The sequence below is a fragment of the Phytopseudomonas seleniipraecipitans genome, assembly GCF_900102335.1.
GTDB classification, from domain to species: Bacteria; Pseudomonadota; Gammaproteobacteria; order Pseudomonadales; family Pseudomonadaceae; genus Aquipseudomonas; species Aquipseudomonas seleniipraecipitans.
This window is the reverse complement of record NZ_FNBM01000010.1, coordinates 74,491-89,413: the sequence shown is the minus strand read 5'-3', so window position 1 is coordinate 89,413 and position 14,923 is coordinate 74,491. Positions and strand designations below refer to the sequence as shown.

The window sequence follows — 14,923 nt, the reverse complement described above, 5'->3', positions numbered from 1 at the left end:
CACGGTTCCAGCCACGGCCTGCGGCTCACCAGCGGCTGCGCAGGCCGACCGGCACTCGCAGTGCGTCACGGGAGCCCGCGGGCAGGCCGCACATTTCGTCGTAGGCCGACGCGTGCACCAGAAACAGTGGCACTTCCGGCAGCTCCTGCAGCAGATCACGGGCATGCTCGACCGAACGCAGGTGCTGGTTGCGCCCTGTGCTGTCCACCAGGTAGCTACGTTGCTCAGCACCGAGAATCTGCAGCAGGTAGATGCCGCCTTCCAGGGAAATCAGTTCGAGCTCGCTTACCGCGCCTTCACGCGCGGAGCGCAGCAATTCGGGCAACGTCATGGCATGTCCTCGGTGTTTGGAAACGTCACTATACGACCGCCACCACGCAGATAACAAAACGCCCGGCCTCTCGCGAGGGCCGGGCGTCAACAGTCCAGGGCAGATCAGTGCTTGGTCAGCTTATCCAGATAGCCCATGGCGAAGGCAGACACCACGAACGTCATGTGGATGATCACGTACCACATGAGGTGATCGGCCTCATGGTTGCGGGCATCCATGAACACCCGCAACAGATGGATCGAGGAGATCGCCACGATGGAGGCGGCGACTTTCATCTTCAGCGAGCTGGAATCCATCTTGCCCAGCCAGCTGAGCTTCTCCTTGCCCTCGTCGATGTCCAGCTGCGAGACGAAGTTCTCATAGCCGGACATCATCACCATCACCAGCAACCCGCCAACCAGGGCCATGTCGACCAGCGACAGCAACACCAGAATCAGGTCGGCCTCGGCCATGGCGAACACGTTGGGCAGGACATGGAACACTTCCTGGAAGAACTTCAGCCCCAATGCCAGCAGGCCAAGCGACAGGCCCAGGTAAATCGGCGCCAGCAACCAGCGCGATGCATACATCGCGTTTTCGATAAAGCGTTCCATGGACTCTCACAGATGATTGAACAGCAGGCGAGTATACCCAGCAGAAGAGCCACAGCAAGCCGCGCCAGCCGCTCCTATAGCGAGCATGAAGGCAAATCTCGGCGATCACGCCAATTGTGGATAAGAACTGCGGCACAGCGCCGCAGCCTGGATGGCTTCGCCGTTAAACACGCCGAGCGCGCCGGGTGTTCAACTATCGGGCAAGGACAGTTCAACACCGGCCCAATGAGCGCCGCTAGCATTGAGTCGACGTAACTCGGCCTGGGCATGCAGGCGCCAGATAGGCGGCTCGTCGCAGGCGGCATAGCCCTGGCTGGCCAGGCTTTCGGCGATTTCCTCAAGCAGCGTTTCAACGACCGAAGGCCCGTGGAATGGGCCCTGCGCCTTGACTGCAGACGGTTGCCGGGCAGACATACCGGCAACGCAGATCAATGTCCACAAGCCCCGATCACCAGCCAGCGGCAACACCGCGCATTCGATGCGGGTGGTCATGCCCAGGTAATCACGGGTCAGGCAGAGGCTACGCGACATGGCGGCGATCCTCGCGATAACAGGCATTCAGGCTACACCCGTCACCGGCAACGGCCAAGGCTGACTTATGCACAAAAGCTGTGGATAACTCTGTGCACGACAAGTGAGCAAGCGCGCTCACCTGCCTTGCTGGATGGTCGCGGTGGCCGCGCTCATGAATTGAGCAAATCCCCCGTCGTCGGTTACTCGACCGGCGGTTTCTTTTCCCGCGGTTTCTTCGGCGTTTTCGCGGGCAGCGCCGCGGTGAGGGCTTCCTTGGCCTGCTCGGGCTTATCCTCTTCGCCCATACCGATCTCGGCGATTTCGCGCAGACGCTCAACCACTCGGGCATTGATGCTGCCTTTCGGGAAGCTGCCCTTGTCATCTGGCGTACCGGCGTCTTCACCGACCAGCAGGCTCAGCGCCTCGTCGACATGGCGCACGGCGTACACGTGGAACTGCCCAGCACGCACGGCCTGCAGCACGCGCTCGTCGAGCATCAGCGTGGATACATTGGAATGCGGGATGATTGCGCCTTGCTCACCGGTCAGACCACGCGCTTCGCAAAGCCGGAAGAAGCCCTCGATCTTCTCGTTGACCCCGCCGACCGCCTGCACTTCGCCAAACTGGTTGATCGAGCCGGTGATCGCGAAACACTGCTTGAGCGGAGTGCGCGACAGGGCGGAAATCAGCGTACAAACCTCGCCCAGCGAGGCGCTGTCGCCGTCCACATACCCGTAGGACTGCTCCAGGGCGATACTCGCGGATATCTCTAGAGGGAATTCCTGAGCGTAACGGCTACCAAGGAAGCCGGTGAGGATCATCACGCCCTTGGAGTGGATCGGCTGGCCAAGGTTGACCTCGCGCTCGATATCGACGATGCCCGAGCCGCCCGGATAGACGGTCGCGGAAATACGCGCGGGAACCCCAAAGGCCGAATCGCCGACTTCCAGCACGGTCAGGCCGTTGCACTTGCCGATAGCCGCTCCAGCGGTGTCGATAAGGATGATACCGGCCAGCATGTCGTCGATGATCCGCGCCGAGACGCGCCCGGTGCGTGTGGCCTTGGCCTTGAGGGCGCGCTCGATGTGATCGGCGTCGGTAACCGCTTCACCGGCCAGGTTGCGGATGAAGTCAGCCTCGCTGACCAACTGGAACAGATCCCCGATGCGCGCCGACAAACGCCCCTGATGTTCGGCCAGGCGTGCGCTGTGGGTCGCCAGGCGTGCAACGGCGGCAGCGCTCAACGGCGCCATGCCCTCTTCGGTGGTGCGGGTTTTCATCAACTGAGCGAACTGCTCCAGGCTTTCATCGGCAAGGGGAATGTCCTCGTCGAAGTCGACCAGCACACGGAACATCTCCTGGAAGTCCGGATCGGCGTCCTGCAGGGCGTAATACAGCTGACGCGAGCCGATGATCACCACCTTGAGCTGCAGCGGGATGGTTTCCGGGTTGAGGGTAACGGTGGTAATCCGCCCGAGATCGGCCAGCGGCGATTCCATTTTCAGCTTGCGCGACTGCAGGGCGCGCTTCAGCGCCTCCCACACGAACGGCTCACTGAGGAATTTCTCCGCTTCGAGAATCAGAAAGCCGCCGTTGGCGCGGTGCAGTGCGCCGGGGCGCAACTGGCGATAGCTGGTGTACAGGGCGCCCTGGTCGGTGTTGTATTCAATACGGCCGAACAAATTGTCGTAGGTCGGGTGCGGCTCGAACACCACCGGCGCGCCGCCGTCGGCATGGTGGCCGACGATCAGGCTGGGCGCGTAAATTTCCTCGAGCATCTTGCGGGTCTGGGCATCGGCCTTTTCCACTTCGATGAGCAGATCGACCACACTTTTCAGCAGATCCACCTGCATCGCCTGCAAGTAGGCACACACCTCAGCGTTCTCGGCGTACTTCTCCGAGAGCGGCGCCAGCAGTGGCTGCAGGGCGACGGTGATGGTTTCTTCGTTGAGCTGACGCAGCTGGTTGCTGGACTCGCGCTTCCACTGCGGCAGGCTGGCCAGCTCCTCGTTGAGGCGCTCCTCCAGCGCAGCGATATCGGCGTGGAAGCGCTCGCGCTCGGCTTCCGGCAGCTGAGCGAATTCGGTTTCGTCCACCGACTTGCCTTCGAGCATCGGCGTGAAGGCAATATTGGTGCTGTCGCGGTACAGCGCGATGCCGCGCTCCAGCGAAAGCTTTTCGATCACGTCCAGCGCCCGGTCGTAGCGCTTGTTGAAGGCGCGGTCGATGGCGCTCTTTTTCTGCTGGAACGACGGGTGCTCGAACACTGCCGGAAAGGTTGCCAGCAGGTTGTCGATCAACGCATTGATATCAGCGATGAACTCACCCGCGGTACCAGGCGCCAGCTCGACGGCGCGGGGCTCGCGGGGCTCATCGAAGTGGTTGACGTAGACGCGATCCGGCGGCGTTTCCAGGCGTTTGCCCTCGGCCCGCAGGTAACGCTTGACGAAGGAAAAGCGCCCGGTGCCCGGCTCGCCCATGACGAATACGTTGTAACCGGGACGCGGCATCGCCACGCCGAACTGCAGCGCCTGCACGGCGCGTTCCTGGCCAAGCACGCCACGGAACGGTTCCAGATCATCGGTGGTGGTGAAGGCGAACTGCTGAGGCGAGAAGGGACGGGTGAGTGCATCGGGCGCCAGGCGCAGGCCGGCTGCAACGGGATCGAGCATCGGAGATCCTTAAATACCGCAGAGAAGTGCCTGCATTCTCGCGCTGCCCCCTTTCCGCTGCAAGGCGCCGATGGCGATGTATGCCGAACCAAGCCGCAGAAACGAAAACGCCCGCAACGGGTGCGGGCGCCTGGGTCAGCCGGAAGGCTTACAGGTAGAACGACTTCAGCGGCGGGAAGCCGTTGAATTCCACGGCGCTGTAGCTGGTGGTGTAGGCACCCGTGGACAGCCAGTACAGGCGGTCACCGCTGGCCAGGTTCAGCGGCAGGCCGTACTTGTAGTGTTCGTACATGATGTCAGCGCTGTCGCAGGTCGGCCCGGCGATGACCACTTCTTCCATCTCGCCCTTCTTTTCGGTCCAGATGGGGAACTTGATGGCTTCGTCCATGGTTTCGATCAGGCCGCTGAACTTGCCCACATCGGTGTAAACCCAGCGCTCGACGGCTGTGCGCGACTTGCGCGCGACCAGCACCACTTCGCTGACCAGGATGCCGGCGTTGGCGATTAGCGACCGGCCTGGCTCGAGGATGATTTCCGGCAGCTCGTCGCCGAAGTCGTCCTTGAGGAAACGGATGATTTCCTCGGCGTAGGTTTCCAGGCTGTTGGTGCGGGTGATGTAGTTGGCCGGGAAGCCGCCACCCATGTTGATCATCTGCAGAACGATGCCGTCTTCTTCCTTGAGGCGCTCGAAGATCACCTTGACCTTGGCGATGGCGGCGTCCCATACGTCGATGTCGCGCTGCTGCGAACCCACGTGGAAGGAAATGCCGTACGGCACCAGGCCCAGCTGCTTGGCGAGGATCAACAGATCCATGGCCATGTCGGTCTGGCAGCCGAACTTGCGGCTCAGCGGCCAGTCGGCCGAGGTCGAGCCTTCGGTAAGGATGCGCACGTAGATCTTCGAGCCCGGCGCGGCCTTGGCGATATTGCGCAGGTCGGCTTCGGAGTCAGTGGCGAACAGGCGCACGCCCTTCTCATAGAAGTAACGAACGTCACGGGCTTTCTTGATGGTGTTGCCGTAGCTGATGCGCTCTGGGCCAACGCCGCAGCTCATCACCTTGTCGAGCTCGTAGATCGAAGCGATATCGAAGCTGGAGCCCTTGTCCTTGAGCAGCTCGATGATTTCCACGGCAGGGTTGGCCTTGACGGCGTAGTACACCTTGGCGAAATCGAAGCCGGCGCGCAGGTCATCGTAAGCCTGGCTGATGATCGCGGTGTCGATCACCACGAACGGGGTTTCATGTTGGTCAGCGAACGCCTTCATCTTATTGAAGGTTTCGCGCGGGTAGTAATCTTCGACCTTGATCGACATGCAGGACTCCAGATGGCTAAACCATGAACACTAGGTTTCGGGCAGTTGAACCGGGCACAGGTTCAACTATGGGGGCGGCCAATCGTGCAATTGGCCGATAAGCCTGTCGCCAGGCTTGGAACGTCTGATCAGTTTCCCCACTTTGGTTCGCCTACTTCCCAAGGCATGTCGCCGAGAATTGCCGTGCCTGAAAAGCAGGCGGCGCAACCTCTCGTCGTCAGTACTTGAGCCGGATGGATCGTTGCCAGCATGGACGTTCGGCGCGGACTTTAAGACCATGCCCCGCTCAGATCAATCAAAAATTGCCCTGATCGCGCAGTCATTTCCCAAGCGTTTTGGATTCCACACAATGCACCGCGAAATGCTGCACAAATGCCGACACCCCATAACGAAAAACCCCGTGCCCGGCGATAAGCCTGACACGGGGTAATTGCACGACGGTGACAGCGGCCGATGCGCCGCCGAAGGTCAGCGACGCCTTAGTGCCCGCTCAAAGCCTCGCGAGCTGGAGCAATGCAAGGCGAAAACAGACGAGGAGGCGGAGTTTACTGGTGTAAATAAGCATTCCGAGTCTGTTTTTAACGCCGCAGAGCCGACGCGCAGCAGGCTTCAACAAGGTTCTTAGCGGAAACGCTCGACCTCGCGGTGCAGATCGCTGGCCAGGGTCTCCAACTCCTTGGACGTGTGAGCCAGATTGGCGATCACTTCACGCTGCTCGCCGTTGGCCTGGGCGATGCTCTGCAGGTTGCTGCTGAGCACCGTGGCGGTGCTGCTCTGCTCGCTGGTCGCGGTGGTGATGGCGGCGAACTGCTCGCCGGCGTCGTTGGTCTGCTCGGCGATCTGAGCCAGCGCAGCAGCCACCTTGGCGTTCAGCTCCAGGCCGTTCTGCATCAACTGCCGGCCTTGCTCCATGGTGCTGATGGCGCTGCTGGTTTCACCCTGAATGCTGCCGATCATGCTGGAGATCTCGGTGGTTGCCTCACGGGTACGACCGGCCAGGCTACGCACTTCATCAGCAACCACCGCGAAGCCGCGGCCCTGCTCACCGGCACGTGCCGCTTCGATGGCGGCGTTGAGCGCCAGCAGGTTGGTCTGGTCGGCAATCGAGGTGATGACGCTGAGAATGCCGCCGATCTCCTGGGAACGCTGACCGAGACTATCGATCACCTTGGCCGCGCTGTTCAGCGAGGTGGAGATCTGCTCCAGCGCGTTGGACGCCTCTTCCATCGAGGTGCGGCCGATGCGCGTCTGGCTGGCGTTTTCGCTGGCCATGCGCTCGGTGCTGCGCATGTTGTCGGCGATGTTCAGCGAGGTGGCGCTGAATTCTTCCACCGCGCCCGCCATGCTGCTGATTTCACCGGACTGCTGCTCGATGCCTTCATAGGCGCCGCGCGACAAACCAGACAGCGCTTCTGCACGCTGATTGACGTTGCCGGCAGCAGCGCGCACGCGCTCGACCATGGTCGACAGGGCTGCGCCCATCTGGTTGAAGTTGCGCGACAGCTCGCCGATCTCGTCATTACTGGTGACATCCAGGCGTACGCTCAAGTCGCCCGCGCCCAGTGCCTGGGCCTGACGAACCAGATCGCCGAGTGGACGCAGCTTGCGACGCAGCAGCCAGATGACCGCCAGCACCGCCAGCACCAGAGTGACCAGACTGCCGATTGCCAGCTGGCTGCCGACTCGCCAGGTCACCGCCTGGATTTCCTCTTCCGGCATGCTCGCCACGACCGTCCACGGACCGCCGGCGAAGGGTACGGCAACGCTGTAGAACTGCTGCTCGCCGTCGTTCCAGAAGCCACCTTCACCCGGCTTACCGAGGACCTTGGACATGTTGGCGCTCAATTGCTCAGGACGCTGCGCGGCGAAAGGCGGCACCAGCCACTTGCCCTGATCGTCGAGCAGTGCCAACGAGCCGGTTTTACCAATACGGAAACGCTGCAGATCCGCGAACTGGGCGTTCTGTGCATCGGTGTAATCGAAGCCGACGAACAGTACAGCGATAACCCGCCCCGCACTGTCACGCACCGGGGTGTACTGGGTCATGTAGAAACGCTCGAACAGCAGCGCACGGCCCACATAGTTGTTGCCGGCCAGCAGCCGTGCATAGGCCGGATGGTTGCGGTCGAGTACCGTGCCAATCGCGCGGCTGCCGTCCTGCTTGGCCACCGAGGTGGTCACACGCACGAAGTCATCGCCGTCACGCACGAAGATGGTCGCCACGCCGGCGGTGAGCTGCTTGAACTCGTCAACCTCGGTGAAGTTGTTGTTCAGCTGCGTGCTGCCCAGGTACAGAGCGGGCGCTTGCAGGGAGCCGACCGTAACCCGTTCGTCCGGGCTGACACGCAAGCCGCTGCTGAAACGACGCTCGAACAGACCGGCAAGGCGTTGGGTGCTCTCGCGCAGGCTGCTGTGGAAGGTCGTCAGTTGGTCAGCCAGCAGGCGTGCTTCGCTGCCGAGGTGCTCTTCTCGGGTGACGAGGTTGGCGCTGCTCAATGAACGCAGGGCGAATACGGTGCTGACGCTGATCAGCAGCACCAACATGGCAGCAAGGGCCGTCGCCAGTTGCCAGGCGATACGGGAACGAGGTTGAGTCATGAAGCATCTCCGAGCCCTCTTATCATCCATGACGAGGGCAATTGAATAGACAGTTGTACAGCCAGGAATCGGCGAGCGCGGAGAATACTTGAGTACTTTAGTGCGTCAATGGCCGTCATGACGCAATGACATCATTTTTTACGTCGAGTAAATAAAAACCTCTCGTCGATGAACGGTTTCAGCAATTACTAGGGTCTGTTGCCGTTTCACCCACGGCCGCGACGCAGCCAGCTTTGCCGCGAGGCAAGGCACGAGCCGCGAAGTTCAGTGAGCTAAATGAGCCGGCGAGAAACGCTGCGTCGCGGCAAAACTGGCCCGGCCCTGCAGGTCGCGCGTTACATCTCACCATGCGTCGTTGAGGACTTGAAAAGGGAACGCCATTCCCTACGTCCTCCGCCTTGCCTGGCAAGATTTAACGCGGCAAACGCGGCTCGCGTTGAAACGGCAACAGCCCCTTAGCGGCGCAACTCGACCTCGGGCAACTGCATGGCCGCCACTTCGGCGAGCAAGAATTCGGCCAACCGCCCGAAACGCTCCTGCCCACGGCGGGCCTTGGGCCACACCAGATAATAGCTTTCGCCGCTGGACACGGCGGTCGACCAGGGTAGTGCCAGGTGGCCCAGCAGCACATCCTCGGCGACCATGGCCAGGTCGCCGATCGACACGCCGTAACCACGGGCGGCGGCGACGATGCCCAGTTCCAGGGTGTCGAACACCTGGCCGCCCTTGAGCGACACCTGGTCGGTCAGGCCCATGGCCTGCAGCCAGCGGCGCCAGTCACGCCGATCGGGCGTCGGATGCACCAGTTCGGCCTGCTGCAGGCGGCTGACGTCCCACGGCTGCTCGCCGAGCACAGCAGGCGCGCACACCGGGATCAGCCATTCCTCGAACAGCCGCACGCTATGCCATTCGTTGCTGAAGGTGCCTGCGCTGAGTAACACGGCGCAGTCAAAAGGCTCATGGAGAAAATCCACACGATCGAGATCCATCCATGCACTGGTGAGCTGCACCTCCAGGCCAGCATGCCGGGCGCGAAACAGCGACAGGCGCGCCAGCAGCCAGCGCATGGTCAGGGTCGAAGGCGCCTTCAGACGCAAGGTGCCGTCCTCCACGAGCAGGGTCGCGCAGGCCCGCTCCAGGGACTCGAAACCTTCGTGCACGCCCGGCAGCAGCAGACTCGCCGGCTCGGTCAGGTGCACCGCCCGGCCGCGGCGTTCGAACAGCCGGCAGGCGAAGTAATCCTCCAGGCTGCGAATGTGCCGGCTCACTGCGCTCTGGGTGATCGCCAGCTCATCAGCGGCACGGGTGAAGGAGCAATGCCGCGCGGCGGCCTCGAAGGCGCGCAGGGCATAGAGAGGTGGCAAGCGCCGCGTCACTGCACTGAACCATGAGTTTTAATCATGCCTGGCATCGCTATTTTCCTTTTGTGGGCACTGGCTACAAACCGGAGAATAGCCGTCATTGCTCATCTCCCGACAGTCTGGGGATGGTTACCCTACCGAAGTTTTACTCATCATGAAAAATCCCCTTGTTCACGAGCTGCGTGCGCTGCTGCGCCTGGCAGGCCCGCTGATCTCCGCGCAGCTGGCTCATGCGCTGATGATCTTCACCGACACATTGATGATGGCCATGCTCGGCCCCGGGCAGTTGGCCGGCGGCGCGCTGGGCGCGACCTGCTACTTCATTTTCTCGATCTTCTGCACGGGGGTGATCGCCGCCGTGGGCAGCATGATCGCCATTCGCCACGGCGCTGGCGACCCGGAGGGCGTCACTCGCCTGCTGCGCAACGGCCTGTGGCTGGCCCTGCTGCTGGGCGTCATCAGCGCGCTGTGCCTCAATGGCCTTGGCCCGCTGCTGCCGCACCTGGGTCAGGACCCCGACGCCGCCAGCCAGGCCATGAATTTCCTGCGCCCGCTGTCGCTGGGCCTGCCCGCTTACCTGTGCTTTATGGCCCTGCGCGGCTTCACCAGCGCCATCGGCCGTCCCGGCCCGGTGATGACCATCAGCATCGTCGGCACCCTTGCCAACTTTGTCATCAACTATGCGTTGATCAAAGGCTGGTTGGGCGTAGACCTGGGCCTGAGCGGTATCGGTCTGACCACCGCGCTGGTCAGCAGCGCCATGGCGCTGGCCCTGGGGCTGTACATCCTGATGTCGCCGAGCTACCAGCGTTACAAGCTGCGCGGCGGCCTGGGTCGCCCGCAGCGCGCCGAAATCCGCGCCCTGCTGCGCCTTGGCCTGCCGATTGGCGGCACCTACGCGGCCGAGCAAGGCCTGTTTACCTTCGCCACCCTGTGCATGGGCGCCCTGGGCAGCGTGCAGCTGGCGGCGCACCAGATTGCCATGCAGTCGGTCGCCCTGGCCTTTATCGTGCCCCATGGTCTTTCTTATGCGGTGACCTTTCGGGTCGGCATGCATTACGGCGCCGACCGCCTGCACCTGTCGCGACTGGCTGGCCACCTGGGCATGGGTATGGGCGCCGTGCTGATGCTGCTGTTCGCTCTGGCGTTCTGGTTGCTGCCGGAATGGATCATCGGCCTGTATCTCGACCGCCACGATCCGGCGTTCGCCGATATCGTCACCCTGGCGGTGAGCCTGCTGGCGATTGCCGCCTGGTTCGAGCTGTTCGACGGCCTGCAGAGCATCGCCATGGGCGCGATCCGTGGCCTTAACGACGGTCGCCTGACTCTGGTGATCGGGCTGACCGGCTACTGGTGCATTGGCGCGCCGCTGGCCTGGCTGCTGGCCTTCCCCGCCGGCTGGGGCGCCCACGGCGTTTGGTGGGGCTTGGCTGCGGGCCTGGCGGTAACGGCGAGCGGCCTGGTGCTGGGCTTTCGCTGGAAGACTGCGCGCCTGCAGCGGCCGAAAGCCATGCAGGCCTACCTGTCATAAGCGGCTGCCTGCGAATCCGGATTGCAGCGGTTAGGATCGACCGCAGCGCAGCGACTGGTGCACGCCCGCCGACAGAAAGCGCGCCAGCTCGGCCAACGACATCGCCTTACTGACCAGATAGCCCTGCACCTGATCGCAACCGAACTCGCGCAACAGCTGCAACTGCTCGGCGTTTTCCACGCCCTCGGCGACCACTTCCAGTTCCAGGTTGTGGGCGAGGTTGATCATCGCCTGCACCAGCCGTTGGCTCTGCGGGTTGAGCTCCATACCGGTGACGAAGCTGCGGTCGATCTTCAGCAAGGCGATCGGCAGGTTGCTCAGGTGCTCGAACGACGAAAAACCGGTGCCGAAATCGTCCAGCGAGAAACGTACGCCGAGATGACCGAGACGGCCCATGGTCTGCTGCACATAGTCGCAGCGGCGCATTACCGCGGTTTCGGTGAGTTCGAATTCCAGCCAGCGACCATCGATGCCGCAGCTGCCGATCAGGCGCTCGAGAGTCGGCAGCAGCTGGCTGTCCTGAAACTGGCGGAACGACAGGTTGACCGCCATGTGCAATTGGGGGTGACCGCACTCGCTGAGCCACTGCATGTCGCGCAGCGCGCGGTCGATCACCCAGTAGCCAAGCGGCACGATCAGCCCGCATTCCTCGGCCAGCGGCACGAACGAGCCTGGCATCAGGAGGCCGAGGCGGTCGTGCTTCCAGCGCACCAGTGCTTCCAGACCGACGATGCGGCCCGTGTGCAAACACAGCCGTGGCTGGTAATGCAGCTGCAATTCTTCGCGGCGCAGGGCGCGACGCAATTCGCGTTGCAGGTCGACCTGGCTGCGCATGTCGCGATCCAGGCGCTCGTCATAAAGGTGGAAGGTGCAGCCTTCGCGGCTCTTGGCCTGCTGCATGGCCACATGGGCATGCCACATCAGCGTGTCGGCGTTGCTGACCGGCTTGGCCCGGGCGACACCGAGGCTGCAGCCCAGCAGCAGGCTTTCGCCCTCGACCCAGTAAGGCTCGCCGAGCGCGTCCGCCACGCGCTGCACCCACGTGCTAACGGCAACGGGATCGTCGCGATCAAGAAGCAGTGCGAACTCGTCGCCGCCTAAACGCGCCAAGTGGTCGTCGCGCCCCAGGTGCAACTTGAGGCGGGCTACCACCTGTTGAATCAAGTGATCACCGGCACGGTGCCCGAGGGTGTCGTTGGCCTGGTGAAAGTGGTCGAGGTCCAGGTGCACCAGCGCCAAACCGCGGCGACTGTGATCACCGAGCCGCGCCGCCAGCAGCGTCTGAAAGCCCTGACGATTGGCGATACCGGTCAGCGCATCCTGCTCGGTCAGGTCATGCAACGTGGCGCGCAGGCGACTTTGGCCGCGCACATAGCGCAGGCAGCGGCGCACTACGTCATCGCTCAACTGGTCGCGTACCAGCCAGTCGCAGGCCGGGTCCGGCGCTACGTCAGGCTCGTTTTCCAGCAGCAGGATGATCGGTGCGCTGCAGTGTTCGGAGGTAGGGAGATAGGCCGGCGTGGTCAGCAACACCCCATCCGGATGGTGCTCCAGCAGCGCCTCGACGGTCGGCCAGTCAGGTGCGCAGGTCAACGGTGCCGGGTCGCCAAGGGCTTCCAGACGTTCGTGCAGCAACTCGCCCCATAGCGACGTTTCCGCCAGCAGGATCAGGCGTAATGGCTCGACGAATGCGCTCAAGAAGCTCCCCCCGATGCACGAAAATACGGGCGAAAAACCGCCCCTGAGTGCGCCAATCCGGCGTCAAATCAAGTACTTCCGTGTTAACCGCGGGACATCCTGCGATAAACCAGCACAGCCGACAAGCCCAGCGATGAAACTCCCCGCCAATCGGCATTGTCGTGGCGTGTCAGCGAACTTGGCGCAGGATGACCACGCGCGGCTGTCGGTCGCGCCATCAAAGCCACGAACGCACGGCAACTTTCAGCTAAAATGCGCGGCCATTTCCCTTCGCGATAGACACGATGTCCCGACTCAATCCCCGGCAACAAGAAGCCGTGAACTACGTCGGCGGCCCTCTTCTGGTGCTCGCTGGCGCAGGCTCCGGCAAGACCAGCGTGATCACCCGCAAGATCGCCCACCTGGTGCAGAACTGCGGCATCCGCGCCCAGCACATCGTCGCCATGACCTTCACCAACAAGGCCGCGCGCGAGATGAAGGAGCGCGTCGGCACGCTGCTCAAGGGGCCCGAAGCCCGCGGCCTGACGGTGTCGACGTTCCACAACCTGGGCATGAACATCATCCGCAAGGAGTACGCGCGCCTGGGCTACAAGCCCGGTTTCTCGATTTTCGACGACGGCGATATCAAGGCGCTGCTCACCGATATCATGCAGAAGGAGTACGCGGGTGACGACGGCGCCGATGAGATCAAGAGCACCATCGACAGCTGGAAGAATGACCTGATTCTGCCCGACGAGGCACTGGCCAATGCCCGCGGGCCGAAGGAGCAGACCGCCGCCATCGTTTACCTGCACTACCAGCGCACGCTCAAGGCCTACAACGCGGTGGACTTCAACGACCTGATCCTGTTGCCGGTGAAGCTGTTTCAGGAGCACCAGGACATTCTCGAAAAGTGGCAGAACCGCATCCGCTACCTGCTCGTCGACGAATACCAAGACACCAACTCCAGCCAGTACCTGCTGGTGAAACTGCTGGTGGGCATGCGCAACCAGATCACCGTGGTCGGCGACGACGACCAGTCGATCTACGCCTGGCGCGGCGCGCGGCCGGAGAACCTCAACCTGCTCAAGGAAGACTACCCGTCGCTCAAGGTGGTGATGCTCGAGCAGAACTACCGCTCCACCAGCCGTATCCTCAAGTGCGCCAACGTGCTGATCGCCAATAACCCGCACGCGTTCGAGAAACAGCTGTGGAGCGAGATGGGCATGGGCGACGAGATCCGTGTGATCCGCACGCGCAACGAAGACGCCGAGTGCGAGCGCGTGGCCCTGGAAATTCTCACTGAGCACCTACGCACACAGCGGCCCTACAGCGACTTTGCCATTCTCTATCGCGGCAACTACCAGGCCAAGCTGATGGAGCTCAAGCTGCAGCACCACCAGATTCCCTATCGCCTGTCCGGTGGCACCAGCTTCTTCGCCCGTCAGGAAGTGAAGGACCTGATGAGCTACTTCCGCCTGCTGGTCAACCCGGACGACGACAACGCCTTCCTGCGGGTGATCAACGTGCCGCGCCGCGAGATCGGCTCCACGACCCTGGAAAAGCTCGGTAACTACGCCAACGAACGCAAGATCAGTATGTACGCCGCCAGCGACGAAATTGGCCTGGGTGCGCATCTGGACAGCCGCTACACGGACCGCCTGGCGCGCTTCAAACGCTGGATGGACGGCGTGCGCGAGCAGTGCGTGGTCAACGAGCCGATTGCCGCCATCCGCAGCATGGTGATGGACATCGACTACGAGAACTGGCTGCGCCAGAACGCCTCCAGCGACAAGGTCGCCGATGCGCGCATGGGCAACGTCTGGTTCCTCGTCGACGCGTTGAAGAACACCCTCGACAAGGATGAAGAGGGTGACATGACCATCGAGGACGCCATCGGCAAGCTGGTGTTGCGCGACATGCTCGAGCGCCAGCAGGAAGAGGAAGAAGGTGCCGACGGCGTGCAGATGATGACCATGCACGCTTCCAAGGGCCTGGAATTCCCTTCGGTGTACATCATCGGTTTCGAAGAAGAAATCCTCCCCCACCGCTCCAGCATCGAAGCCGACACCATCGAGGAAGAACGGCGCCTGGCCTACGTGGGCATCACCCGCGCCAAACGCAACCTGGCGCTGACCTTCGCCGCCAAGCGCAAGCAGTACGGCGAAATCATCGACTGCTCGCCGAGCCGCTTCCTCAACGAACTGCCGCCCGAGGATCTGGTGTGGGAAGGCATGGAGGAAGCACCCGTGGAAGTCAAAGCCGCCCGTGGCAACGATGCCCTGGCCAACATGCGCGCGATGCTCAAGCGCTGACCGTTTGCGCGTTGTATACC

General features: G+C 62.5%; 10 protein-coding genes. 2 read left to right on the top strand and 8 right to left on the bottom strand.

The window, feature by feature from the left end; genetic code table 11:
- Positions 1-25: 25 nt before the first annotated feature.
- From BLS60_RS18780 to BLS60_RS18750, 7 genes are all read right to left on the bottom strand, one after another.
- Positions 26-331: a DUF6482 family protein gene (locus tag BLS60_RS18780; protein WP_070882684.1), complete on the bottom strand. Its 306-nt coding sequence runs from the start codon at positions 329-331 to the stop codon at positions 26-28.
- Positions 332-435: 104 nt separating this feature from the next.
- The gene (locus tag BLS60_RS18775) at positions 436-924 is read right to left on the bottom strand and encodes a TIGR00645 family protein (protein WP_070882683.1); all 489 of its coding nucleotides are present in this window, start codon (positions 922-924) and stop codon (positions 436-438) included.
- 189 nt (positions 925-1,113) lie between these two features.
- Complete coding sequence (locus tag BLS60_RS18770) at positions 1,114-1,455, bottom strand: PA4575 family protein (protein WP_092371075.1); 342 nt, start codon at positions 1,453-1,455, stop codon at positions 1,114-1,116.
- A 182-nt stretch (positions 1,456-1,637) separates the two neighbouring features.
- Positions 1,638-4,109, bottom strand: a complete 2,472-nt coding sequence (locus BLS60_RS18765; protein ID WP_092371072.1) for a Lon protease family protein — start codon at positions 4,107-4,109, stop codon at positions 1,638-1,640.
- Positions 4,110-4,257: 148 nt separating this feature from the next.
- Positions 4,258-5,421 carry a type III PLP-dependent enzyme gene (locus tag BLS60_RS18760; protein ID WP_070882680.1) on the bottom strand — a complete coding sequence of 388 codons (1,164 nt, stop codon included), beginning with the start codon at positions 5,419-5,421 and terminating at the stop codon, positions 4,258-4,260.
- A 621-nt stretch (positions 5,422-6,042) separates the two neighbouring features.
- The gene (locus BLS60_RS22010) at positions 6,043-8,019 is read right to left on the bottom strand and encodes a methyl-accepting chemotaxis protein (RefSeq protein ID WP_092371069.1); all 1,977 of its coding nucleotides are present in this window, start codon (positions 8,017-8,019) and stop codon (positions 6,043-6,045) included.
- 455 nt (positions 8,020-8,474) lie between these two features.
- Positions 8,475-9,395, bottom strand: coding sequence for a LysR substrate-binding domain-containing protein (locus BLS60_RS18750; protein WP_042553247.1), 921 nt, complete (start codon positions 9,393-9,395; stop codon positions 8,475-8,477).
- Between the two features lie 139 nt (positions 9,396-9,534).
- On the opposite strand from BLS60_RS18750, the gene BLS60_RS18745 reads away from it, so the two are divergent.
- Positions 9,535-10,911: a NorM family multidrug efflux MATE transporter gene (locus tag BLS60_RS18745; protein WP_092371066.1), complete on the top strand. Its 1,377-nt coding sequence runs from the start codon at positions 9,535-9,537 to the stop codon at positions 10,909-10,911.
- 30 nt (positions 10,912-10,941) lie between these two features.
- Here the strand turns inward: BLS60_RS18745 and BLS60_RS18740 are convergent, their stop codons facing one another.
- Positions 10,942-12,609 (bottom strand): putative bifunctional diguanylate cyclase/phosphodiesterase, encoded by a 1,668-nt coding sequence (locus BLS60_RS18740; protein ID WP_092371063.1) that lies wholly within the window; start codon positions 12,607-12,609, stop codon positions 10,942-10,944.
- 284 nt (positions 12,610-12,893) lie between these two features.
- On the opposite strand from BLS60_RS18740, the gene rep reads away from it, so the two are divergent.
- Entirely contained in the window at positions 12,894-14,903 is a 2,010-nt protein-coding gene (gene rep, locus BLS60_RS18735) for a DNA helicase Rep (RefSeq protein WP_070882675.1), read from the top strand.
- The last annotated feature ends 20 nt before the right edge of the window (positions 14,904-14,923 follow it).